The organism is Marinobacterium nitratireducens, assembly GCF_014645375.1.
GTDB classification, from domain to species: domain Bacteria; phylum Pseudomonadota; class Gammaproteobacteria; order Pseudomonadales; family Balneatricaceae; genus Marinobacterium_A; species Marinobacterium_A nitratireducens.
The window spans coordinates 276417-300202 of the sequence record NZ_BMLT01000004.1; the positions used below are offsets into that span (position 1 = coordinate 276417).

The following is a 23786-nucleotide window of genomic DNA, read 5'->3' on the forward strand; positions in this document are numbered from 1 at the left end:
TCTTGAAGTGTTGAGGCATTACCTCGGAAACCTGAGTGATTGATGGGTTACGCCGCCACAGCAAAGGCTGCCAAACGCAAATGCAGAGTCGCCGGCGGCTCCACCCATCCTCCTACAACAGCCCCACGCTACAGGCTTGCGCGCAGCGCCTGTTCGAGCTCGGTGTAGCGGAACTGGTACCCGGCGTCGAGCAGCCGGCGGGGATAGGCGCGCTGCCCCGAGACCAGCAATTCGCTGGCCTCGCCGAGCAGCAGCTTCATGGCGATCTCGGGCACACGCATGAAGGCGGGACGCTTCAGAACCTTCGCCAGCGCCCGGGTGAACTCGGCGTTGGTTGCCGCTTCCGGTGCACAGGCGTTGAAGGCGCCCCGCAACGTCTTCTGCTCGATCAGATAGCGAATGATGCCGACCTCGTCGGCCAGCTGCACCCAGGCCATCCACTGACGGCCGCTGGCGATCGGTCCGCCCATGCCAAGACGAAATGCCGGCAGCATCTTCGCCAGGGCACCCCCCTTCCCCAGCACGATTCCGGTTCGCAGCAGGCAGACCCGCACACCCAGCTTCTCCGCCTGCAGGGCCGCCGCCTCCCAGTCCGCGCACAGCTGATGGGGGAAACCGGGCACGAAGTCGTCGGACTCTTCGGTCAGCAGATGGTCGTTGTCCTGACTGCCGTAGTAACCCACGGCGGATCCGCTGACCAGGACCTCGGGACGCCGGTCCAGCCGCTCGATCAGCCGTAACAGATCCTGTGTCGTGTCGAGCCTGCTTGAGCGCAGCAGCCGCTTGCGCGAGTCCGTCCAGCGCCGGTCGACAATCGGCGCCCCAGCCAGGTTGACGATGGCGTCGATGCTCTCGTCCCTGGAAATCGCGCCGAGCCCCTCGATCGGCCGCACAGGACCGCCCAGTTTGGCCGCGGCGCGGCTGACCGAGCGGGTCAGCACGAGCACCTCGCACCCGTCCTCGAGCAGCGAACGGCAGAGCGCCTGGCCGATAAACCCGGTACCGCCGGTTATCAGTACTTTCATCCCATCTCCTTCATTGACACCCCTGGCGCGTCTCCTTAACCTTGGGCACCGATCCTCTTGGCAGAAGTGAAATCCCATGTTTACCGGTATTGTCCAGGGCAAGGCCCGGGTCCTTGACCTGGAACGTCACCCACAGTTTATGCGACTCACCGTGGAATTGCCGCCCGCACGCGCGGAGCGACTGGAACAGGGTGCCAGCATCGCCCTCAACGGCACCTGCCTCACCGTCACCGGCTTCACCGGCAACCGCGTCAGCTTCGACCTCATCGTCGAAACGCTCAGGGTCACCAACCTTGGCGACCTGAAGGTGGGGGATGAAGTGAATTTCGAGCGCGCCGCTCGCTTCGGGGATGAAATCGGCGGCCACAGCCTCTCAGGCCACGTGCACGCCACGGTCGAGATCCTGGACATCGAGCGCAGCGAGCACAACTGCGTGGTCTGGTTCGCGCTGCCGGACGAGCAGGGCAAATACATTCTGCCCAAGGGCTTTGTCGCGCTGAACGGTTGCAGCCTCACCATCGGCGAAGTGCGACAGGACCGCTTCAACGTCTACCTGATTCCGGAAACCCTTGCGGTCACGGGCTTCGGTACGGCCGCAGTCGGCGAGCGGATCAATCTCGAGGTCGACTCTCAGACCCAGGCAACGGTGGATACCGTGGAACGCCTGCTGCAGCAGCGCGGACTGGTCTGACAGCCGTAACATCGACGCAGGCATTCTCGCCGACCATTCGCAGGAGCGGCGTACCCAAACTTACGGGCACTTCCCCGCCGCGAACCATGGCCAGGCTTCAGAAAAGTATTCCCGGCGGGCGCCGGTCCTACGGGTTTGAGGCGCCCGGCCGCTTTTGTAGGAGCCGCGCCCCGCGGCGAACAGGGTAGGCTCTACGTCGGGTTCTGCGCGGCGGGGCAAGACCGGTGCAAATCGACTGAACAGCGCCCGCGGCGGACTAGGCTTTCATATCCCGAACCAGCTCGCGGTAGAGATCGAGATACTCTTCGGAACGGTTTTCGCCGAAAAGCGGGTCCTCGTTTTTCGGCAGCTGCTCGTCCAGTTCTTCCCAGTCACCCGGCTGCGCCGCACGTTCGAGCGCGGGAAAGACTTCCGCCTCCTCGAAGTCCAGATGCCCTTTCTGCTCGCCGATATAGGCTTCCAGCCGGTCGATGAACTCGTTCATGGGCATCGGCGTGTCGTTGAGAATGCTGTCGATGGCGTCGCTCAGCTCGTGCGATGCCGCATGCAGCCGGCGGTGCTGCGCCGAACACTTCTCCATCAGCGCGTCGAGCCCGGGATCGCGCTCCTTGAAGAAAGCGAACATCTGATCTTCGATCGGATGGTGGTGACGGTCGGCGTAGTCGCTGACGTAATCCACGGCGTCCGCGAGCAGCCTGAAATTCGGCCGGGTACCGGCCCGGAGCTTGCCAACCTTGGCGCGCAGTATGTCCAGCAGCCGCGTCAGGTTGATATGGTCCTTGTGAAGTTCGGCCAGAATCGCCATCTTGAGCCTCCGCGAGCAATGAATGCGAATGGACCCCGAAAGAGGTCCCGGTTGTCATTACTATAGACAACCGATTGGGAGGTCTGTTGATATCGATCAATCGCAGCTGTTTCAGCCCGTCTCCAGCAGACGATGCAGCTCGGCAAGACTTTGCACTCGCAGGTCGGTCAGCTCCGGCCAGTCACGGTCGGGCCGGGCATCGACATGCACCGTGCCGGTGCCGGCATTGCGGCCAGCCTCGAGATCGTAGCGGAAGTCGCCCACCATCAGCGCTTCGTCGGGCCGCGCGCGCCAGAGCGAAAGTAGCCGCTGCAGGCCACCGGGATCGGGCTTGGGTCGCGCCTCGTCACGACCCAGCACGAAGTCGGGATCGAAATACTCCGCCGCGCCGATCGCCTTCAGCGACAGCAGCGCCAGCTCTCGGGTATTGCGCGTCAGAATGCCGCAGCGGCAGCCGCGTCGTGACAGGCCCTGCAACAGCGCGTGCACGCCTTCCGCAGGCCGGGCGTGGCCGGCGTAGTGCCGCTCCAGCGCGTCCAGGCGCAGGTGCCGTTCGGAGCGCAGCGGTTCGGGCATCGCCGCCAGCGCATCGAGAATATCGTCCTGCGGCGCGATGCCGAGCTCGCGCCGGATATGGGCAAAGTCGTGCACCGGCAGCGTCAGGGTGCCATCGAGATCGAATACCCAGTAGCGACGCGCGCCCAGCCCGCCCCGTTCAACCTTCACCACCGCTCTCTCCGCCTATGTTTTCGAGCATGCCCGCCAGCTTGTCTTCGATTTCCTTGAGCAGACGCTGGTAGCGCCGACTGCCTGCGCCCTCGCCGAGCAGACGCTCGAGATTGCCGATGCTTTCCTGGCTGTCACGCACCGCCTGCAGCATATTGCGCGAACGCTTCTTGTTGCTGTCGGTAAGCTGGTCTATACGGCCCAGAGTACGCTTGAGCTGATCGTCCAGATCATGGATATGCTCGCTGACATGGAGCAGCCCGTCGCTGAGCGAGTGACTGATACCGCCGATCTGGTGCTCGAGCCGATACACTGCATTGCGAAAACGGGACAGAAACTGCTCGCCTTCGCGGTCCATGAAAATCGACAGCAGCTCTTCGGGGTAGAGCGCGCGGTTGCGGCCATCGGCCCGCATCATGTACTGCCCGCTCTGGGTGCAGTAGGGCTTGGAGTGCCCCGAGGGTATTTCGATGCGCAGTATGGGTTTGGCGGCGAGGTTCTCGATGTAGATCTCGACATCGATATTGGGATAGCAGCCGGTGGCCTTGTTGACCAGACTGAGGCGGGCGCTGTCGTCGACATCGCAGCCGACCACCCGCCCGCGCTGCACGCCATCGGCGCTGGTGTATTCGTCAATGCCGATCAGCAGCGTGCCGCCGGTGGCGGTATTGGCAAACGCCACAAGATCACCGGCGTGGACCGCCGAGGTCTCGCGCTTGAAGTCGACATTGACGCCTTCCGGCATTTCCAGCAGACGGCGGGTGCGCTCGGTGATCCGCCGATATTCGCGTTTCATCGCTCACCCCGCCTCTGCGGCATTGCGCCGGCGTCAGCCGTAGATGGCGTCGTCGAACGGATCGAGCGGGTGCTCCAGCATCTTGTCGTCGCGGAAATACAGGATCCGGCCCTCGAACTTGAGGCCCTTGGAGGCAAACCAGCGGTCGGTGTCCTCGCAGCCCTCTTCCGCCTTGCCGCTTTGCATGCGAGCCACGGCGAGACGATAAAAATACATACCGAACAGTGCGGCGGCGGCGCCGAGGAAAAAGTCGGACGCCAGCGCGAACAGCAGTGCCACCAGCCCCGCAACCCAGACCCGGCTGGCCTTGGCGTTCTGCATGTCGCGCACCGCCTCCTCCTGCTGGTCGCGGAATTTAAGGTAGCGACGGTAGTTCTGCTGCAGATCGAACTTGTCGTGGCTTGAAAGCAATGTCTCCATCGAATGCATCCCTGTAGGTATTTCTGTTTCTGTCACGGTCGATGCCCACTCAGAGGCAGTATAACCAAAGTTGTGTTGCGAGGTCCCCTCCCGCGGAGGGGACCTCGTCGGTCAGGCCAGGCTTTTGCTGACGACCTCGTAAACGTCCTTCGAAAGCTCGCCGCTGTCGAGTATCCGCCGTAGCTGAGACTGCATCAGCGCCTGGCGTGCGGCATCGTATTTGCGCCAGCGGGTCAGCGGCGTCAGCAGGCGCGACGCCATCTGCGGGTTGCGGCGGTTCATATCGATGATGCGTTCGGCGAGGAAATCGTAGCCGCTGCCGTCGGCGGCATGGAAGTTCACCGCATTGAGATTGCAGAACACCGAAATCAGCGAACGCACCTTGTTGGGGTTTCGCAGATCGAAGGCTTCGTGCTGCATCAGCTCCTTTACACGATCGAGCGCGCCGGGCCGCGGGTCGCCGGCCTGCACCGACAGCCACTGATTGACCACCAGAGTCTGGTCGGCATAGCGGCGGTAAAAATCGTCCAGCACCGCAGCGGCAGCATCGGTTGCCCCGGAGTGGGCGATCAGGCTCAGCGCACTCTGACGGTCGGTCATGTTGTCGGCCGAATCGTACTGCGCCTGCGCCAAGGCCAGATACTCGGGGGTTTCCAGCGCCACCAGGTAGGACAGGCAGAGATTGCGCAGGCTGCGACGCGCCACCTGGGCTGCGTCCGGCGCATAAGCCTGCTGCGGCGCCAGCGCCCGGTAGCGCCGTTCGAAGCGTTCGGCCAGCGCCTGCGCCAGAGCCTTTTTGGCGAACTGCCGTGCCGCGTGAATGGCGTCGACATCGATGCAGTCGGCCAGTTCGCTCAGGTAGGCTTCTGAAGGCAGCGTCAGCACCTTGGCCACCATCGCCGGATCCAGCGATTCGTCGTCCAGCACCGCGGCAAAGGCATCGGTCAGGGCCGCATCCAGGCGCATCGGTTCGCCGGCATTGTGCTGCGCCATCAGCTCGCCGATCACGTCGATCGCCAGCCGCTGCCCCGCATCCCAGCGGTTGAAACCGTCGCTGTCGTGGCTCATCAGGAACACCAGGGTCTGGCGGTCCAGCGGATACTGCAGTTTCACCGGCGCCGAGAAGCCGCGCAGCAGCGACGGCACCGGCCGTGCCGCGATACCCTCGAAGGTGAAGGTCTGGCTGCTGTCGGTCAGCTCCAGCACGCAGCTGGTATCGCCGTTGTCGAGTATCAGGTCCCTGCCGTCCGGCCCCAGCAGGCCCAGGGTGACAGGGATGTGAAACGGCAGCTTCTGCTCCTGACCCGGCGTCGCCGGACAGCTCTGCGCCAGGTGCAGCCGGTAGCGACCGCTGTCGGCATCGTAGTCGTCGCTGACCTCGAGCCGCGGCGTGCCGGCCTGATCGTACCAGCGCCGGAACTGGGTCAGGTCGCGCCCGGACACCTCCTCCATGGCGCGAACGAAGTCGTCGGTGGTCACCGCCTGGCCGTCATGGCGCTCGAAGTACAGGTCCGAGCCCTTGCGGAACAGCTCCGGCCCCAGCAGCGTATGGATCATGCGCACCACTTCCGCGCCCTTCTCGTAAACGGTCAGGGTGTAGAAGTTGGAGATCTCGATGAACGACGCCGGGCGCACCGGATGGGCCATGGGGCCCGCGTCCTCGGCGAACTGGGCCGTGCGCAGCAGGGTCACGTCCTCGACGCGCTTGACCGTACGCGAGTTCATGTCGGCGGAGAACTCGGCGTCGCGGAACACGGTGAAGCCTTCCTTGAGGCTGAGCTGGAACCAGTCACGGCAGGTGACGCGGTTGCCCGACCAGTTATGGAAATACTCGTGCGCGACCACGCCCTCGACACGCTGAAAGGCCCCGTCGGTGGTGGTTTCGGGGCTGGCCAGCACGCAGGAGGTGTTGAAGATATTGAGCCCCTTGTTCTCCATCGCCCCCATGTTGAAGAAGTCGACCGCGACGATCATGTAGATATCGAGATCGTACTCGCGACCGTACACCTCCTCGTCCCAGCGCATCGCCTTGACCAGGGAGTCCATGGCATGATCGAGCTTGTCGAGATCCTTGCGCTCGGCGTAAATGCGCAGCATCACCTCGCGTCCAGAGGCAGTGCTGTAGGGCCGTTCGATATGGGCGAGATCACCGGCCACCAGCGCGAACAGATACGCCGGTTTCGGGAACGGGTCCTGCCAGGTCACCCAATGACGCCCCTTATCCTCGTCGCTGCCGCGCGCCACCGGGTTGCCGTTGGACAGCAGTACCGGATACCTGGCGGCATCCGCCTCGACGGTGGTGGTGAAGACCGACATCACATCGGGGCGGTCGAGGTAGAAGGTAATGCGGCGAAAGCCCTCGGCTTCGCACTGGGTGCAGTACATGCCGTCGGACAGATAGAGTCCTTCCAGCGCCGTGTTGTCCCGGGGACGAATACGGGTCAGGCATTCGAGGGTGAACGCCTCCGGAACCTGATCGATGCCGAGGGTCTCGTCCTCACGGCGGTAGTCGCCGGCCCCGAGTTCGCGGCCGTCGATCGCCAGACGGCACAACTCCAGGCTCTCGTGGCCGTGAAGCTCGAGCGCGGCACTGGACGCGGTCGATTCCGGATTGCGGCGCATTTTCAGCACCGAGCGGACCTCGGTATGGTCCTCGCCGAGGCTGAAGTGCAGCTCGGTTTCGTCGATCAGGTACGCCGGTACCTGGTAGTCCTTCAAATAGATCGCCTGGGGTTGTTCGGCCATTGATGCTTCACCTTATTCGGTACTGAATTCCACCTGGTAGGCGGTAAACTTGCGCAGGTTGATCACCCCGCCGTCGAGTATCAGATACTGCCCCTTGATGCCCTGGAGCTCGCCTTCGACTTCGGGCTGCTTGTCCAGATTGAAAGAGCTGACTTTGAGCGGAAAGTTCAGTACCGGATACTCGATTCGCACCTCTTCGGCGTCGATGCGCTGGATCGCCTGCAGGCCGAACTCGCGCTCGACCTCGGCCAGCGGGCCGGCGATGGCGTCGAGCAGACGGTCCCGCTCGGCCCGCAGGTCGAGTACGTCAACGTCATTCTTGAGCATCCGGCGCCAGTTGGTCTTGTCCGCCACCTCGGCCTTGAACAGATGCTCCACGAGCCCCGACTGGTAGCGTGAGTCGACCCGCAGGATCGGCAACGCCTGCACCGCGCCCTGATCGATCCAGCGCGTCGGCACCTGTGTGCCGCGGGTGATGCCGACCTTGAGGCCGGAGGAGTTGGCGAGGTAGACGATATGGGACTGGAAACAGTACTGCTCGCCCCAGGCCGGATCACGGCAGGTGCCGAGGTGAAAATGGCACTTTTCCGGACTGACGATGCAGCTGTCGCATTCCGCCAGCTTGGTGAAACAGGGATAGCAGTAGCCCTGATTGAAGCTCTTTTTGGTCTTGCGGCCACAGTGCACGCAGTTGATCTCGCCCAGATAGCGCAGTTTGATCCGGCTACCGAGGAGGTCATTCATCGGCAGCTCGTTGTCGCCGCAACGCAATCGGTATCGTGCGCTGGAACCCTCGAGATCCACCGCCATCTTGCGCAGAGCGCCTTCCAGTCGTACCTGCATGGATCAACCCCGATCGAGTATTTTCAGGGTTTGAGGCGCCAGCGGGTCCTGGCCATGCTGTGTGCCGTCGGGGCGCGTCCGGTCGATAAAGCCGGTACGCTCGGCCTCCGGAAGGCGCTGGTCATAGGTGATCACGGCCCGCAGACAAATGCTGCGCTGTTCTTCGCTCAACCGCTCGCCGTTGGGCCACTTGCCAAGTTCCACCGCACGCTTGAGTGCACGGTGCATATCGGGCGTCATGGCCTCGATCAGCTGTTCGTACGTCATCTTGCTCTCTTCAGTTCGACTACGCGGCGGGCCGGCACGGCACCGGCCATTCCAGGCTCGCAGTGTACCAGACTCTTTTGCGACGGCCGAACTTCAAGCAGGCAAGAACGGTCAGCGACGCACCCTGCCGCGCCACAGAAACGCCCAGACCAGACCGGCGCCAAGGCCCGCCAGATGAGCGGTGTTGGCGATGGAGCCAAACCCTAAGGATTCCAGCACACCGGTGAAACCCAGCGCCAGCCAGAGCAGCATCAGGCCCATCAGCGCCGGCGGCAGTCCTATCGCCGGGCGTCCCCCGCGACGATCCCACAGCCAGGCATAGCCGAGCAGTGCGAAGACCACGCCCGACATGCCCCCGAACATTGGCCCGCTGACCCAGAACTGCGCCAGATTCGACACCACCGCCGACAGCACCACCAGGCCGACCAGTGCCCAGCGCCCGTGTAGCGCCTCGATCGCACGGCCGGCGACCCAGACCCAGAGCAGGTTGAACAGCAGGTGCGGCATGTTGAAGTGCATGAACGCCGGCGTCAGGAACCGCCACCACTGACCATCGGCCAGGGTCTGCCCGAGGCTGGCGTAGTAGACATGATCGCCGCGCAGCTGGAACTCGACGATGGAAAACCGCCGCATCCAGTCCAGATTCTCGCCGAAACCCATCAGCAGCGAGACCAGCACGCTGAAGCCGATCAGCAGCAGACTCAGCCAGGTACGGCGCAACACCGCCGGCGCAAAGGGGCCACCGCCGGAAGCCCTGGCGCGCCGCAGACCACTGATATCGCCTCCGGCACGCCAATGCTGGTAAAGCGCCAGCACCTGCTCGGCGTCGACCTGAGGCGCGACCCAGAGCTCCTGGGTGGTTTCCCTCTCCACTACCCGGTGCGGCACCTGCTGCTGCCAGAGCACGTCGGTGAAGCCACTGAGATCCTCCGTCAGCGGGACTTCCAGCACCTTGATCATGAAGGTCCACCGCTATAGGACACCGGCACCTCGCGGGCCACGTCGACCCAGACGAACTTGGCCGGATCGATGATCTTTTCATGGTCGAAACGGTAGGCCACCAGCTTGCCCCACTTCACGGCGCTGTAGTCGAGGCAGGCGATGTTGTCGGTAATCGGGCCAGGCTTGCCTTCGCGCCAGTAGTGACCGATGAAGAGCGGCTTCTCGTCCGGTCCATAGCGCAGCAGGGCGGCGCGGTCACCGGGCCGCAAACGCCGACGCGCGACATGCTCCGGCAACGGGTCCGGCTGGAACACCACATCGGCGTAATACTCCGGTCGCTCGGCCCAGAACTTGGTGCGAAAGAAACGCCGGCGAAAACCGTCCTTGCTGATGATTTCCTCGCCATCCGGCAGCTTGAGATGGGTGCCTCGCAGAGCCCTGTCCATCAACTCGAATTCGAACGAGCCGGTCTCGACCGAACGGTGAAGAAAGTCGGCATCGATGCGGTTGCCGCCGTATTCGGCACGAAAACGATCGATCAGCGCCTGCGGCCAGCAGGCGTGAATCACGCGAAAGTCGTCCAGCTCCAGAAACAGCGGCATCTGCAGGATCCAGTCGAGCACCTCCTGACGTTCCTGCGGATGATTCTCGTACTCGCCGAGGGTTTCCCTGATGATGCGATGGTGCCGTGGCGTATGACTGCGCAGATAGTCCATGCCAGAACCCGGCCGGCCCGGCGTACAGTAACACAGCAGGTTGTATTCGTGATTTCCCATAACGATCCGGGCAGCCCCGGCGTCTTCCATATCCCGCACCAGCTGCACCGCCTCGCGGATACGCGGGCCCCGGTCAACGATATCGCCGACGAAAATAGCCTGGCGGGACGGATGGCGGTAAACGCCGCCCTGACGCCGGTAACCCAGCCTGTCCAGCAGCATGCGCAGACTGACCGCACAACCATGTACGTCGCCGATCAGGTCGTATCCCTCGAACGCAGCTACAGTCAAATCACTCTCCCAACTTGGTGCCCCAGCCCAGCTTCTCGCGGCAGGTGCGGTAAAAGTCGTAATTCAGCGGGTGCAGCAGCTTCAGCTTGTGCGGCTTCTTGTGTATGCGAATGATATCGCCGGGCGCCAGGCCGATGCTGAGCTGCCCGTCACATGAGACCGTCGGATAGGTCTTGTTGTTCTCACTGATCACCAGCTTGAGCTCGCTGTTGCCATCGACGACGATAGGCCGACTCGACAGCGTATGGGGGAACATCGGCACCAGAACCAGCGCATCCAGCTTCGGCGACATGATAGGACCGCCCCCCGACAACGAATAGGCCGTGGAGCCGGTGGGCGTCGATACAATCAGCCCGTCGGAACGCTGGGTATAGACGAACTGCCCCTCGATATAGAGTTCGAACTGGATCATCTGGATCGCCTTACCGGGATGCAGCACGATGTCGTTGAGCGCAGTCCCCTCGGCAATCACCTCGCCCTCGCGCGTCACCACCAGATCCAGCAGAAAGCGGCTCTCGACCATATATTTGCCGTCGAGCACCTCGGCGACCTTTTCCTCTATCTCGGCCGGCGAGATGTCGGTGAGAAAGCCCAGACTGCCGCGATTGACGCCCAGTACCGGCACATGGGACGGAGACAGCGCGCGCGCCGCCCCCAGCAGACTACCGTCACCGCCGACCACTATCACCAGGTCGCAGATTTCGCCCATCATCTTCTGCTTGCAGGTCTGCAGACCGTGACCCGGCATCATGTCGGAGATTCGTTCGTCGAGAACCGTTGTCAGCCCCTTCTCGTTAAGGAAGCGAATCAGCTGTTTCAGTGAGTCGATAACGGTTTTACTGCCCAGGCGCCCGATCAATCCTATGTGTCGAAAATAATCCATCTATGTTTCCTGTGTGAAATAACCGGGTCCTGTCCGAATATCCGCGACATTCGATACCGATCAGAGCGGTAAGGCTCCGCGAAAAGCCGAGCGTCGATCGTACAACGTTTTTGCCATTCCTCTAAGCCCCTGCAGCCCGCCGGTATGAATCAGCACAACACGGGTTCCGGCGGCAATGCCCCCGGATACCACCAGACGATTAAACCCAAGCAGCAATTTGCCGGTATAGACGGGATCAAGGCAAATGCCTGTTTCCTGCTCGAAAGCATGCAGAAAAGCCGCCAACTGCAGCGAAACGCGACCGTAACCGCCCTCGTGCGCGTCGAGCTGCAGCTGCCAGCCCGCGCTATCGGCAAGCCCGGCCTCCCGCAGCTGAGAGGCAATATCGCGATACAGAAAATCACCGCCCCGAAGGACCGGAAAGCCCAGCAATCTGCAGTGTTCGGGCCGCGCCGCGACAAGACCGGCCAGGGTGCTGCCGGTACCGACGGCAAGACCAACCAAGCCGGTGCCAGCCAGAGCGCCGGCTGGAAAAGCGTCGAAGATTTCGCCGCAACCCTGCAATGCCGGCGGACCTGCGCCGCCCTCGGCGATGATATAGCAATCGCCGAAGCGATCCCGAAGCCGGTCCGCAACTTCAGGAGTCTGTTTGCAGCGGTAGGTTCGGCGGTCGACAAAATGCAGGCGCATGCCCCAGTCCGCGGCATCCCGCAGGGTGGGATTATCCGCATACCCGGGTTCGCCGCGGACGACACCGATGGTCTCAAGACCCATGACGCGGCCGGCAAACGCCAGCGCATGCAGGTGGTTGGAAAAAGCGCCGCCGAAGCTGATCACCCTGCGGTAGCCGGCAGACATCGCCTGCTCCAGGTGGTATTTGAGCTTGAAGAGCTTGTTGCCGCTAACCTGGGAATGCAGCTCATCCAGACGCAGCAGCGACACCTCGATACCGGCCTGCCGGTACAACGGCAAAAGCAGGGGCTGCAGTCTCGCCGGAGCGCCCGAAACACCCGGCCACGGAATATTGATCATGGCGGCATAAGCTACCAGATGAGGCCCGATATGCATACGCGAATAACCGCGACGCAGGCACCATGGACTATGCTAATAACACGGCGACGCAGCGGGCAAAAACACCTGCCAGTGCCGCCTGGCTGAGGAAGCCGTCGACGCCACAGCGACGCCGGCCCTTCCAAAGAGCGAATCGGCCATGGTCCGGTGATGCACCTTCGGCACACCGCCGGTTCCTGTGCCCTTCGCACCGTTCGACCAACGCCGCATATACGCCTGCGGCAACCCGAGTCCGACTTTTCGGGGGAGGTTAGCACTATGTCCATTGCACCGACCGTGCAGACGTTCCTGGATCGCCAGCATGTGCCCTACCGCCTGCTGCATCATACCTATGCGGAAACCATGATGAGCTCGGCCATCGCCGCACAATTGCCGGCACGCCAGGTGGCCAAGGGGGTCGTACTCAAGGATGAAGAAGGATTCGTGATGGCAGTGGTTCCTTCGGACCGGATGGTGGATATCGACGCCATCAACCGCAGCATGAACCGACTGCTCGAACCCGCCTCACAACAGGATGTGAAGATCCTCTTTCGCGACTGCGACCACGGCGCAGTTCCCTCACTGGGCCAGGCCTACAACATGCCCGTGATCTGGGAAGACGCCCTGGCATCGGAAGAAGACTGCTATTTCGAGTGCGGCGATCATACCGATCTCATCCGCCTCGACCGCAGCTCTTTCCAGCATCTCATGCACGACTACCCGCACGGAGCCATCAGCCATTAGGCGAGGGAATGTTCCCGATATGGAATCAACATGCAAAACGGCGTCGAATCGGCGCCGTTTCTGTATGGGCGCGGATGAATGTGACGGGTGACGGGTGACGGGTGACGGGTGAAAGATACCGTCTGTTGCGACTCTTCGGTACCCTGAAGAACCATCATCGTTGGGTTACGCGACTACGTCGCTAGACCCAACCTACGAAGAGATGGCAGGCAGGTATTCTGGCCTTTTCATCCTTCCAAGTTGTTGGCGGAACGGACGGGACTCAAACCCGCGACCGTACCCTGTGGAGAGATGACAGGCAGGTATTCTAACCTCTCTCTTCACAGATGTTGGCGGAACGGACGGGACTCGAACCCGCGACCGTACCCTGTGGAGAGATGACAGGCAGGTATTCTAACCGCTCTCCTCGCAGATGTTGGCGGAACGGACGGGGTTTGACCCGAGACCGTACCCTGTGGAGAGATGACAGGCAGGTATTCTGGCCTTTCTCTTCACAGATGTTGGCGGAACGGACGGGACTCGAACCCGCGACCCCCTGCGTGACAGGCAGGTATTCTAACCAACTGAACTACCGCTCCGCGTTCTGGTGGGCGAAGAGGGGTTCGAACCCCCGACCCTCTGCTTGTAAGGCAGATGCTCTCCCAACTGAGCTATTCGCCCAGAACGTTTGTGGCCTTATACGACTCTTCGGCACCTTGAAGAACCGGTGTTGGGTTACGCGACTTCGTCGCTAGACCCAACCTACGAAGAGATGACAGGCAGGTATTCTAACCTCTCTCTTCACAGATGTTGGCGGAACGGACGGGACTCGAACCCGCGACCCCCTGCGTGACAGGCAGGTATTCTAACCAACTGAACTACCGCTCCGCGTTCTGGTGGGCGAAGAGGGGTTCGAACCCCCGACCCTCTGCTTGTAAGGCAGATGCTCTCCCAACTGAGCTATTCGCCCAGAACGTTTGTGGCCGTATACGACTCTTCGGCACCTTGAAGAACCGGTGTTGGGTTACGCGACTTCGTCGCTAGACCCAACCTACGAAGAAATGACAGGCAGGTATTCTGGCCTTTTCATCCTTCCAAGTTGCTGGCGGAACGGACGGGGTTTGACCCGAGACCGTACCCTGTGGAGAGATAACAGGCAGGTATTCTAGCCTTTCTCTTCACAGATGTTGGCGGAACGGACGGGACTCGAACCCGCGACCCCCTGCGTGACAGGCAGGTATTCTAACCAACTGAACTACCGCTCCGCGTTCTGGTGGGCGAAGAGGGGTTCGAACCCCCGACCCTCTGCTTGTAAGGCAGATGCTCTCCCAACTGAGCTATTCGCCCAGAACGTTTATGGCCTTATACGATTCTTCGGCACCTTGAAGAACCGGTGTTGGGTTACGCGACTTCGTCGCTAGACCCAACCTACGAAGAGATGACAGGCAGTTATTCTGACCTTTCTCTTCAGCGTTTTACTTCCGAAGAAGTTGGCGGAACGGACGGGGTTTGACCCGGGACCGTACCCTGTGGAGAGATGACAGGCAGGTATTCTGGCCCTTCTCTTCACAGATGTTGGCGGAACGGACGGGACTCGAACCCGCGACCCCCTGCGTGACAGGCAGGTATTCTAACCAACTGAACTACCGCTCCTTTTTACCGCCCGGTGGCACAGGCATTACCCCGCGCCGTACCGGCCGCCCTGTTGCATATCGCCCCAGAACGGAGTGCGAATTCTAATGATTTTATGAGCGCTGTCAAACGTTTAGCGCAATTTTTTTTAGCGCAGTTCAGGCGCCTGTTTTTTGTACAGAACGCTAAACCCTGCCGATCCCGCCGAACCTCTTCGCATTCCGCGCCAGCGTCAAGCGGCGTGCTTGTACAAGCAATTTGTTAGCCGCTAGAGTAAGGCCAACTCAGCGACAACCGGAACGACATGTCCACAACGACAAACGTCGAGCAAGCGCTCGACCGATTCATTGAACGCGCCCTGTCTGTACAGATGGAACAAAGCGGCCGCCTGCCCCATCAGCCCTACGACCCCGAGTGGCCGTCGGACTGCTACCAGGCACCTGCTACGCCGGGACAGCAGACGGCATGGCGGCCGGTACGCCAGTGCACGGCGTCCGACCTTTTCGAGCGCATCGGAGCGGCACTTGATCAGGACATCCACCCGGATATCGTCAGCTTCTACAACCGCTACTGGTCGGACCCGCTGCCGGCAAGGCGCAGTGAAGGCATGCTCAGCCTGCTGCAACTCTGGAATCCCGAAGACGGCGAGCGACTGCGCGCCAACCTGATCGGCCACGCGCTGAATCAACGCCGCCGCAAGCGTCCGTTATCGCTGTTCTTCGCCTGCGTCGAGGAGGACGAAGACCTGTTCATCAGTCTCGACAACTGTAACGGTTCTATCTGGCTGGAGTCCGTGCGCCGCGGCCCGCTGCGCCAGCTCGACTCGAGCCTGGCCGCATTCATCGACAGCCTCGAACCCGTAGCGACCCCCGACCAGGAGTAACATCATGCGCCGCCTGAAACGGACCGCAGGCCTCGTGTTTCTTGCACTGCTAATGAGCGCCTGCACCAGCCTCAGCCCTCAGCAGGTCGAACTGCAGCCGCTGGTCGACACCCGCCAGCGACTGCCCGGCGGACTCTCGGTGGCCCTGGAGGCCAAGGACCTGCGCCCGACACCGGTGATCGGCTACCGCGTTTCACGCTTCGAACAGAACGCTTTCATCACCCTGGCCCGGGACGCCCGCTACACGCTCCTCAGCACTGCCCAGCAGGCGCTGCGACAGATGGGCGCCTACCGCTTCGCTCCTTCCGTCAGCGGCGCTAACGGCCTCAAGATAAGCCTGCTGCTCGACCGTCTGAGCTACGATGCCAGCCAGCACAGCGTGCGCCAGGAGGTGCGGCTGGATATGGCGCTACGCCTGGTGGCCGAATATCGGGGACGTGCGTTCACCGGCCAGTATCAGTCGCAAAAGACTCACAGCTCGCCGCTGCCGCCATCGGAAGCCAAGAACCAGGAACTGCTCAACGACCTGGCCAGCGAAACCCTGACCCGGGCTTTCAACGACCCGAAGCTGATCGAATTCCTGCGCCGGGGCGGATAACGACAGCCGTTACCAGCCCACCGTCATCGACAGCAACCGACTGATCTGGCACAGCGGGCGTCCCGATTCCTGCTGCCACTGATTGAACGCCTCCTGCACCTTTTTCAGATCGCGCTGCGCAGTCGGCTTTTTGTCGACCACGCCCTGGGCCTTCAACGCGGCAACCACGTCATCGGTCAGAATAAAGGTATCCTTACCGACCATGCGCAGGAAGTAAGGCCCGGAGTTGCCGCCGAGCTGGGATCCGCGTTTCTTCAGAAACGCCCAGAGGCCGATGATGTCGTCCGTTGGCCACTGTGCGAGAAAACGCCCGAAACTGCCCGCTTGTGCTGCGCACTCGTTCACCATCAGCGCATTGGCGCGCACTGACTTGATCTTGCCGAAATGACGGATCAGCCGCTCGTTCTGCATCAGGCCCTCGAGCTGCTCGTCCGACATCAGCACCACCTTGCGCGGATCGAAGCCGAAGAAGGCCTCCTCGAACGCCGGCCATTTGGCATCGACCAGGGAGTGCTTGAGCCCGGCGCGAAAGACCCGCCGCGCCAGATCGGACAACAGCCTGTCATCCCCGGCCTCAGCCAGTTGTGTATCGTTCAGGGGCTGCGGAAGCAGCGCTTCGATATCCTCGCCGGCGCGGTGTGCACAAACGTGTTCGTGGATCCACTGGAAGCTTTTCATCCCTCGCTCCTGACTGACTGCAGCCGGGCTGCGGCGGCAGCCCGGATATTCTTTTGCCGCGTAAATCGGCGTATGATGATCGCCTTTTTCGCCGCTAAAAGGCCTTACCGGCCGAATCCGCCACCGGGGGCGCGGCGAGTGCGCTCATGCAATGGAGTTCAGGGTTGCAACCATGCCAGTTATCCGAAAATCGAACAAGCTGATAAACGTCTGCTACGACATCCGCGGTCCGGTACTGCAGGAAGCGAAGCGGCTCGAGGAAGAAGGTCATCGCATTCTCAAACTGAACATCGGCAACCCGGCGCCCTGGGGCTTCGAAGCCCCGGAAGAAATCGTTCAGGACGTGATTCTCAACCTGCCCTCGGCACAGGGATACTGCGATTCCAAGGGGCTGTTCTCGGCGCGCAAGGCGGTGATGCAGGAAACCCAGCGCAAAGGCATCCGCAACGTCACCATCGAGGACATCTACATCGGCAACGGCGTCTCCGAACTGATCGTGATGGCAATGCAGGGTCTGCTCAACGACAATGACGAGATGCTGATCCCGGCGCCGGATTATCCGCTATGGACAGCGGCGGTCAGCCTCGCCGGCGGCAACCCCGTGCACTACGTCTGCGACGAGCAGTCGGACTGGTTCCCCGACATCGACGATATTCGCAGCAAGATCACCGATCGCACCAAGGGCCTGGTCATCATCAACCCGAACAACCCCACCGGTGCACTCTACCCGCCCGAGCTGCTGCAACAGATCGTAGACCTGGCACGGGAACACAAACTGATACTGTTCGCCGACGAGATTTACGACAAGATCCTCTATGACGGCGCCGAGCACACCTCCCTGGCCTCGCTGGCAGACGACGTGCTCTGCATTACCTTCAACGGCCTGTCGAAAACCTATCGCGCGGCAGGATTCCGGTCCGGCTGGCTGATCGTCAGCGGCCCCAAGCATCAGGCCCGCGACTACATCGAAGGGCTGGATATGCTGGCGAGCATGCGGCTGTGCGCCAACGTGCCGGCACAGCACGCGATCCAGACAGCCCTCGGCGGCTACCAGAGCATCAATGAGCTGATCGTGCCCGGCGGCCGGCTGTACGACCAGATGGACAGCGCCTGGCGCCAGATCAACGAGATACCCGGGGTTTCCTGTGTACGCCCCAAGGCCGCCATGTACCTGTTCCCGAAACTCGACCCGGCGATGTATCCGATCAAGAACGACGAGAAGATGGTGCTGGACCTGCTGCAGCAGCAGAAGGTCCTGGTCGTTCAGGGCAGCGGTTTCAACATGCCCGACACCCAGCATTTCCGCGTCGTGTTTCTGCCCAGAAAGGACGACCTCCACGACGCCATCGGCCGACTGGCCGACTTCCTGCGCCACTACCAGCAGTAAGCCCCCGGCCTGCCCGATCGTCGGGCGGGCCGACTCTCTTGCGAGAGACATCCGCCTGAGCTGACAGGTTCCCTTGTCAGCTTCCGGGGATTAGACTCAAGCAATTGAATTCATTGCATAAGGTCCAGCCAGCCATGAATGCTTCGCTCGTCCGCCCCCTGCTGATCCTGCTGCTGATGCTGCTGCCGCTGGCCGCTCCCCAGGCGGCCGAGCCGCCGACCGGCCAGACCAGCGCCGAACGGGTCGCCGGGATGACCGACGCTGAGGTGCGCGCCGCGCTGAGGCAGCAGCTGGAACAGGAATCCATACGCGATCGTCAAAACCCCTACGACGTCCTCAATACCATGCAGGTCTCGACCCGGGACTTCGAAAGCCGGCTGCCGCAGGTTCGCCAGAGCCTGGCGCGCTGGCCGGAGCAGTGGCATCGCTTCTGGCTGTCGCTGACCGACCAGCGCGGCGGGCCCGGCGCGCTGGACCTGATGCTGGGCTTCGCCATGATGCTGCTGGCGGGCCTCGCCGTGGAAAACCTCGCGGGCTGGAAGCTGCGCCAGCTGTCGGCCGACATTTCCTCCCGCACCTCATGCAATCTCTCCACCAGCATCGGCTACCTGGCGATACAGACGCTGGTCAACCTGGTGCGACTGGGGGCCTTTTTCCTCGGCGCACTGCTGGTGCCGCTGCTGCGTCATGCTCCCGACAGCAGCCCGCGCACCACCCTGATCATGCTGCTGATCACGGTCACCCTGGTGCGCCTGGCCTCGATACTGTCGCGCAGCCTGCTGGCGCCCTACGCCCGCGGCATCCGCCCCTTTCACATGGAGTGCGAGGATGCGCGCAACACCCACTTCTGGTTCATGGCCTTCGCCACCGTCTACGCGCTTGAACAGCTTGGCAACGAACTGCTGTACCACCACGGTATCGAGCCGGTGCTCAAGGCCCTGACCATACCGGTTGGCGGCCTGCTCCTGACCCTGATCGTGCTGGCCTATCTGTGGCGACACCGCAACACCATCACCCAGCTTTTCACCGAGTCGGAGCCCGGCACGGAGCCGGCGGCCCCGGGCTTTCTGCAGCAGTACTGGCCCATTCTCGCCACCACCTGGCTACTGCTGATCTGGGGCCTGTGGTCCTACTTCAACTTCGTCGGCGATGTCGAGTCGGCCAGCGCCCTGACCCCGGCCTGGTGGCTGACGCTCGGCTTCGTGCTGATCGACCGCCTGCTGCACGCCCTGCTAGGGGCCCTGTGCCGGGCGCCCTGGCTGCAAAGCTACAGCTTCGATCAGCGCTCCCGGCGCTTCCGGCAGGTGATACAGAACGGCAGCCGGCTGCTGCTGCTCGGCGCCGCCCTGTTCTTCATCAGCGAAGCGCTGGGATTCAATTCGATGTCGATGTTCGAAGCCTCGCTGGCGGAAAGGGCCCTGAGCGGTGCCATCAATATCCTGATACTGCTGCTGCTGGCCTACACCAGCTGGCAGCTGATTCTGTCCGCCATCGAGCGCCGCCTGCCGGAACCGAGAGAGAACGAGGCCATCGCCAGCCTCGACGGCGAAGGCGGCGGCAGCGGCGCGACCCGTGTCGAGACCCTGCTGCCGATGGTGCGCAGTTTCGCCTACGCCATCCTGATCATCATCGTGGTGCTGACCACGCTGAGCATCCTCGGGGTCGAGATAGGTCCGCTGCTCGCCGGCGCCGGCGTGGCCGGCATCGCCATCGGCTTCGGCGCGCAGAAGCTGGTGCAGGATATCCTGTCCGGCATCTTTTTCCTGCTCGACGACGCTTTCAGGCGCGGCGAGTATATCGAGGCGGCCAACATGCGCGGCACGGTGGAGCAGATTTCGTTGCGCTCGATGCGCCTGCGCCATCACCTCGGCGCGGTCCAGACCATCCCCTACGGCGAAATACAGACCGTCAAGAACCTGTCCCGCGACTGGGTGACCATGAAGCTGGAATTCCGCCTGCCCTACGACACCGATATCGAAAAGGTGCGCAAGATCATCAAGAAAGTGGGGCAGGAGATGCTCAACGACCCGGAAATGGGCCCCAACTTCCTGCTTCCCCTGAAATCGCAGGGCGTGATGCGCGTCGAGGAGTCGGCGCTGATCTTCCGCATGAAGTTCACCTGCAAACCCGGCGAGCAGTGGGTCATCCGCCGTGAAGCCTACCGCCGCGTGAAGGACGCGCTCGCCGAACAGGGCATCAACTTTGCCCACCGGGCCGTCCATGTTCTGCTGCCCGACACCCTCGCACATGAGCTGCATGACTCTAGCCCAGAAGTGCGCAGCGCCGTAACCCAGTCCATTGGCAGTGCAGTCGCCCAGGCCGAGGAGGTGCCGCCGATGCTCAAGCGCGACAACCGGATCGACGACGAAGACAGCTGATGGCGCAGCCGGTCCGGCGGGCATTTTCGCGCCGGGCCGATATACAACGACAAAGCCGGTGCTTTACTATGAACCCCGGCAACGGCGACATACCCGGACAGCCGAGCCCCGAGGCCCGGCAACCGGTGCGGAACGACGCCGATACGAACGGATTCAGAGACAAAAGGCCTGCTTTTGAAAACCCGACGCTTGCTGATATACAGCCACGATTCCTTCGGACTCGGTCACCTGCGCCGCTGTCGCACCCTGGCCCACGCTCTGGTCGATGCCTACAAGGACCTGACGGTTCTGATACTTACCGGTTCGCCCATCATCGGGCGCTTCGATTTCAAGGCAAGGGTCGATTTCGTCCGCATCCCCGGGGTCATCAAGTTGCACAACGGCGACTATACCTCGCTGGCGCTGCACATCGACCTGGCCGATACCCTGGCGCTGCGCGAATCCATCATTCTGCATACCACCAAGGTCTTCGCACCCGACCTGTTTCTGGTCGACAAGGAACCCCTGGGCCTCAAAGGCGAGGTGCACGCGACCCTGCGCATGCTACGTGACAAACCCACCCGCACCGTACTGGGGCTGCGCGACGTCATGGATGCCCCCGAATTGCTGGCCGACGAATGGCGCGCCAAGGGCGTATTCGGCGAACTGGAAGCCTTGTACGACGAGTACTGGGTCTACGGCCCCAGGGCCATGGGCAACCCGCTGCGGGACCTGCCGCTCGATCCGTCGGTCGAGGAGCGCATGCGCTTTACCGGCTACCTGCGCCGCGACATCCCCGCCGTCGCCAACGCGGTCGACTATCCGCCACCGGAGCGGCCCTACCTACTGGTCACTCCCGGCGGCGGCGGCGACGGCATCGAGATGATCGATTGGGTGCTGCGGGCCTACGAATCCGGGGCCACCCTGCCCTGGCGCGGCCTGTTCGTGCTCGGCCCCTTCATGCCCCAGGCCGAACGGGCGCAGTTCATGCAACGCGCCGAGAAGCTCGACCAGGTCGACATGATCACCTTCGACGCCCAGCTCGAGCGCCTGATGGCCAATGCCAGCGGCGTCGTCGCCATGGGCGGCTACAACACCTTCTGCGAAATCCTGTCACTGAACCGTCCGGCGCTGATACTGCCGCGCAGTCATCCGCGGCGCGAACAGCTGATCCGGGCGCGCAACGCCGCCCGCCTCGACCTGGTTTCCATACTGGACAGCGATGGCCCCCGCTCCACGGAGGATATGGTCGCGGCGCTGCAGCGACTGCCGCAACAGCCGCCGCCTTCGGTCCATGAGCAGCCGGGTTGGCTGGACGGCCTCGACCAGGTGATCCGCCGCGTCGGCCAGCTGTTCGGAGAAATCTCGCCATGAGCGACGGGCGCGGAACGGCGCGCATCCTGTTTTACGTTCAGCACCTGCTTGGCATCGGCCATCTCAGGCGCGCCGCGCTGATCAGCGACGCCCTGGTGGCACGGGGATTCGAGGTTCACCTGGCACTTGGCGGCGAACCGGTGCCGGCGATCCCCTTCAACGGCGCCCGCTGCCACTATCTGCCCGCGGTAAAGACCGACGCCGCCTTCAGCGGCCTGACCGACGCTGCCGGAGAGCCCATCGACGACGCCTTTCGCCAGCTCCGGTGCGAGCGCCTGCTGGCACTCGCGAACGACGTCCAACCGGCGGCCATCATCACCGAGCTTTACCCTTTCGGTCGCCGGCAGATGCGCTTCGAGCTGCGCCCCCTGCTGCAATGGGCCGAACGTCAGCCAAAGCGGCCGTTGCTGATCTGTTCGCTGCGCGACATCCTGCAGCGCCGCCGCGCCGAACGGGAGCAGGAAACGCTGGCTCTGGTACAGCACCACTATGACCGCATCTGGGTCCACGGCGACAGCAGACTGAGCCCGCTCGCCGCCAGCTTCGGTCCCGCCGCCGCCATCGCCGAGCGCACCTTCTACACCGGCTACGTCGCGCCCGCCGCGCCCTGCATGCGTGCGCGCAGCGGCGTGGTGGTCTCGGCAGGAGGCGGTGCCGTCGGGCGGCAGCTTTTGCACGCCGCGCTCGATGCCCACCGGGCGGGACTGCTCGACGACCGCCCCTGGACACTGATTGCCGGGCCCGGCCTGCCCGAGGCCGACTACGCAAGACTCGGCGCTGAGGCCGAACGTCCCGGCATGGAGCTGATCCGTTTCTGCGAGCGCTTCATCGAGCGCCTGGCCGGCGCCGAGCTGTCGATCTCCCAGGCCGGTTACAACACCGTAATGGACCTCATTGTCAGCGGCGTGCCAGCGGTGCTGGTCCCCTTCGCCGGCGACGGCGAGACCGAGCAGCTGGAGCGCGCCCGGGCGCTGGAGGCCGGCGGTCGCGCCAGCCTGGTAACGGAGGCAAACCTCGACGCGGCCAGCCTCGCACAGGCGGCGCAGCGCGCGCTGGGCCAGTCCCACAGCCTGCCGCCGCTGCCGCTCGAGGGTGCCGCCTGCGCCGCCGAGGACCTGGCGCTGCTGCTGCGACAACCAGGGGGACTGGCATGAACCCCTGGCAGGCACTGGAGAGGGAACTGGATCTTTGGCCCGCGCCACCGACGATGTGGTGGCGCGACGATGACGCGATTGCACCGACGGCAGCCCTCGAGCGGCTGCTGACCATCACCGCGGACGCCTCCATCGCGCTGCAACTGGCGGTGATCCCTGCCCTCTGCACCACTGCACTGGCGCAGCGGCTGGCCGACGAGACCGATGTCTGGGTACTGCAACACGGCTGGGACCACCGCGGCTATGCCGCGCCCGGCGAGCGCAAGCGCGAGCTCGGCGGCCCGCGCCCGCGCAACGAGATCCTGCAGCAGCTCAAGCGCGGCCGGGCGCTGCTGGCGCAGCAGTTCGCAGACCGGGCGCTGGACATCCTGGTGCCGCCGTGGAACCGCATCGACGCCGACCTGCTGCCCGCATTGCCGCAACTGGGCTACCGACGCCTGTCGGTGCTGGGACCGCGCCCGGCGGAACCGACGGACATTGGCCGGATCAATGTACATATCGATATCATCGACTGGAAAAGCCGCCGTTTCGCCGGCGAAGCGAGCATCCTGCAACGCCTGACCGGGCATCTGGAGGCGCGCCGCCTCGGTACCGTTGACGCCAGCGAACCCACCGGGGTGATGACCCACCACCTGGACCAGGACGAGGACTGCTGGCGCTTTCTCGCCGCCCTGACCGACAGGCTGTCCGGGCGTGTACGCTGGATCGGCGGGCCGGAGCTGCTCGAGGCATGAGCACCGCCCCGCCGCCCTCGCGGGCGACCCTTGTGCCCCGGCAACTCTGCCAGACCGATATATGAC

22 protein-coding genes and 7 tRNA genes are annotated in these 23786 nt (G+C 63.1%); 9 read left to right on the top strand and 20 right to left on the bottom strand.

Features of this window, described 5'->3' with window-relative positions; all coding sequences use genetic code 11:
• Positions 1 to 128 precede the first annotated feature (128 nt).
• Positions 129 to 1025, bottom strand: coding sequence for a TIGR01777 family oxidoreductase (locus IEX85_RS09545; RefSeq protein ID WP_188860356.1), 897 nt, complete (start codon positions 1023 to 1025; stop codon positions 129 to 131).
• A 76-nt stretch (positions 1026 to 1101) separates the two neighbouring features.
• On the opposite strand from IEX85_RS09545, the gene IEX85_RS09550 reads away from it, so the two are divergent.
• Complete coding sequence (locus IEX85_RS09550) at positions 1102 to 1716, top strand: riboflavin synthase subunit alpha (RefSeq protein WP_188860357.1); 615 nt, start codon at positions 1102 to 1104, stop codon at positions 1714 to 1716.
• Positions 1717 to 1972: 256 nt separating this feature from the next.
• Here the strand turns inward: IEX85_RS09550 and IEX85_RS09555 are convergent, their stop codons facing one another.
• From IEX85_RS09555 to IEX85_RS09605, 11 genes are all read right to left on the bottom strand, one after another.
• Positions 1973 to 2521, bottom strand: a complete 549-nt coding sequence (locus IEX85_RS09555) for a hemerythrin domain-containing protein (protein WP_188860358.1) — start codon at positions 2519 to 2521, stop codon at positions 1973 to 1975.
• A gap of 111 nt (positions 2522 to 2632) precedes the next feature.
• Positions 2633 to 3247 (bottom strand): HAD family hydrolase, encoded by a 615-nt coding sequence (locus tag IEX85_RS09560; RefSeq protein WP_229721863.1) that lies wholly within the window; start codon positions 3245 to 3247, stop codon positions 2633 to 2635.
• The gene (locus IEX85_RS09565) at positions 3237 to 4043 is read right to left on the bottom strand and encodes an AlbA family DNA-binding domain-containing protein (RefSeq protein WP_188860359.1); all 807 of its coding nucleotides are present in this window, start codon (positions 4041 to 4043) and stop codon (positions 3237 to 3239) included. Before IEX85_RS09565 ends, IEX85_RS09560 begins: the two co-directional genes overlap by 11 nt.
• A gap of 33 nt (positions 4044 to 4076) precedes the next feature.
• Positions 4077 to 4463: a hypothetical protein gene (locus IEX85_RS09570; protein ID WP_188860360.1), complete on the bottom strand. Its 387-nt coding sequence runs from the start codon at positions 4461 to 4463 to the stop codon at positions 4077 to 4079.
• Positions 4464 to 4574: 111 nt separating this feature from the next.
• Positions 4575 to 7208, bottom strand: coding sequence for an aminopeptidase N (pepN, locus tag IEX85_RS09575; protein ID WP_188860361.1), 2634 nt, complete (start codon positions 7206 to 7208; stop codon positions 4575 to 4577).
• Positions 7209 to 7220: 12 nt separating this feature from the next.
• The gene (locus IEX85_RS09580) at positions 7221 to 8051 is read right to left on the bottom strand and encodes a DUF2797 domain-containing protein (protein WP_188860362.1); all 831 of its coding nucleotides are present in this window, start codon (positions 8049 to 8051) and stop codon (positions 7221 to 7223) included.
• Between the two features lie 3 nt (positions 8052 to 8054).
• Entirely contained in the window at positions 8055 to 8318 is a 264-nt protein-coding gene (locus IEX85_RS09585; protein ID WP_188860363.1) for a YeaC family protein, read from the bottom strand.
• Between the two features lie 111 nt (positions 8319 to 8429).
• Entirely contained in the window at positions 8430 to 9278 is an 849-nt protein-coding gene (locus IEX85_RS09590; protein WP_188860364.1) for a rhomboid family intramembrane serine protease, read from the bottom strand.
• Positions 9275 to 10267 carry a metallophosphoesterase gene (locus tag IEX85_RS09595; protein ID WP_188860365.1) on the bottom strand — a complete coding sequence of 331 codons (993 nt, stop codon included), beginning with the start codon at positions 10265 to 10267 and terminating at the stop codon, positions 9275 to 9277. Before IEX85_RS09595 ends, IEX85_RS09590 begins: the two co-directional genes overlap by 4 nt.
• Position 10268: 1 nt before the next feature.
• Positions 10269 to 11150 carry an NAD(+) kinase gene (locus IEX85_RS09600; RefSeq protein WP_188860366.1) on the bottom strand — a complete coding sequence of 294 codons (882 nt, stop codon included), beginning with the start codon at positions 11148 to 11150 and terminating at the stop codon, positions 10269 to 10271.
• Between the two features lie 60 nt (positions 11151 to 11210).
• Entirely contained in the window at positions 11211 to 12182 is a 972-nt protein-coding gene (locus IEX85_RS09605) for a 1-aminocyclopropane-1-carboxylate deaminase/D-cysteine desulfhydrase (RefSeq protein WP_188860367.1), read from the bottom strand.
• A 297-nt stretch (positions 12183 to 12479) separates the two neighbouring features.
• On the opposite strand from IEX85_RS09605, the gene IEX85_RS09610 reads away from it, so the two are divergent.
• Positions 12480 to 12944 carry an aminoacyl-tRNA deacylase gene (locus IEX85_RS09610; RefSeq protein ID WP_188860368.1) on the top strand — a complete coding sequence of 155 codons (465 nt, stop codon included), beginning with the start codon at positions 12480 to 12482 and terminating at the stop codon, positions 12942 to 12944.
• A 501-nt stretch (positions 12945 to 13445) separates the two neighbouring features.
• Here IEX85_RS09610 and IEX85_RS09615 read toward each other — a convergent pair.
• From IEX85_RS09615 to IEX85_RS09645, 7 genes are all read right to left on the bottom strand, one after another.
• Positions 13446 to 13522: transfer RNA gene (locus IEX85_RS09615), tRNA-Asp, on the bottom strand.
• 6 nt (positions 13523 to 13528) lie between these two features.
• A tRNA-Val gene (locus IEX85_RS09620) sits at positions 13529 to 13604 on the bottom strand.
• 130 nt (positions 13605 to 13734) lie between these two features.
• Positions 13735 to 13811 (bottom strand) — tRNA-Asp (locus tag IEX85_RS09625).
• A 6-nt stretch (positions 13812 to 13817) separates the two neighbouring features.
• Positions 13818 to 13893: transfer RNA gene (locus tag IEX85_RS09630), tRNA-Val, on the bottom strand.
• 218 nt (positions 13894 to 14111) lie between these two features.
• Positions 14112 to 14188, bottom strand: a tRNA-Asp gene (locus tag IEX85_RS09635).
• Between the two features lie 6 nt (positions 14189 to 14194).
• Positions 14195 to 14270: transfer RNA gene (locus tag IEX85_RS09640), tRNA-Val, on the bottom strand.
• Positions 14271 to 14499: 229 nt separating this feature from the next.
• Positions 14500 to 14576: transfer RNA gene (locus IEX85_RS09645), tRNA-Asp, on the bottom strand.
• Positions 14577 to 14859: 283 nt separating this feature from the next.
• On the opposite strand from IEX85_RS09645, the gene IEX85_RS09650 reads away from it, so the two are divergent.
• A complete protein-coding gene (locus tag IEX85_RS09650; RefSeq protein WP_188860369.1) occupies positions 14860 to 15438 on the top strand; it encodes a SecY-interacting protein Syd in 579 nt (192 codons plus the stop codon).
• Positions 15439 to 15442: 4 nt separating this feature from the next.
• Complete coding sequence (locus tag IEX85_RS09655; RefSeq protein ID WP_188860370.1) at positions 15443 to 16036, top strand: YajG family lipoprotein; 594 nt, start codon at positions 15443 to 15445, stop codon at positions 16034 to 16036.
• Positions 16037 to 16045: 9 nt separating this feature from the next.
• On the opposite strand, the gene IEX85_RS09660 is transcribed toward IEX85_RS09655, so the two are convergent.
• Entirely contained in the window at positions 16046 to 16714 is a 669-nt protein-coding gene (locus IEX85_RS09660; protein WP_188860371.1) for a DNA-3-methyladenine glycosylase I, read from the bottom strand.
• 172 nt (positions 16715 to 16886) lie between these two features.
• Between IEX85_RS09660 and IEX85_RS09665 the strand changes: the two genes are divergently transcribed.
• From IEX85_RS09665 to IEX85_RS09685, 5 genes are all read left to right on the top strand, one after another.
• Positions 16887 to 18101, top strand: a complete 1215-nt coding sequence (locus tag IEX85_RS09665) for a pyridoxal phosphate-dependent aminotransferase (RefSeq protein WP_188860372.1) — start codon at positions 16887 to 16889, stop codon at positions 18099 to 18101.
• A gap of 134 nt (positions 18102 to 18235) precedes the next feature.
• Entirely contained in the window at positions 18236 to 20479 is a 2244-nt protein-coding gene (locus IEX85_RS09670) for a mechanosensitive ion channel family protein (RefSeq protein ID WP_188860373.1), read from the top strand.
• A 174-nt stretch (positions 20480 to 20653) separates the two neighbouring features.
• Positions 20654 to 21832, top strand: a complete 1179-nt coding sequence (locus IEX85_RS09675; protein ID WP_188860374.1) for a glycosyltransferase family protein — start codon at positions 20654 to 20656, stop codon at positions 21830 to 21832.
• A complete protein-coding gene (locus tag IEX85_RS09680; protein WP_188860375.1) occupies positions 21829 to 22986 on the top strand; it encodes a glycosyltransferase family protein in 1158 nt (385 codons plus the stop codon). The genes IEX85_RS09675 and IEX85_RS09680 overlap by 4 nt, the downstream gene beginning before the upstream one ends.
• Entirely contained in the window at positions 22983 to 23720 is a 738-nt protein-coding gene (locus IEX85_RS09685; RefSeq protein ID WP_188860376.1) for a polysaccharide deacetylase family protein, read from the top strand. Before IEX85_RS09680 ends, IEX85_RS09685 begins: the two co-directional genes overlap by 4 nt.
• Positions 23721 to 23786: the final 66 nt, after the last annotated feature.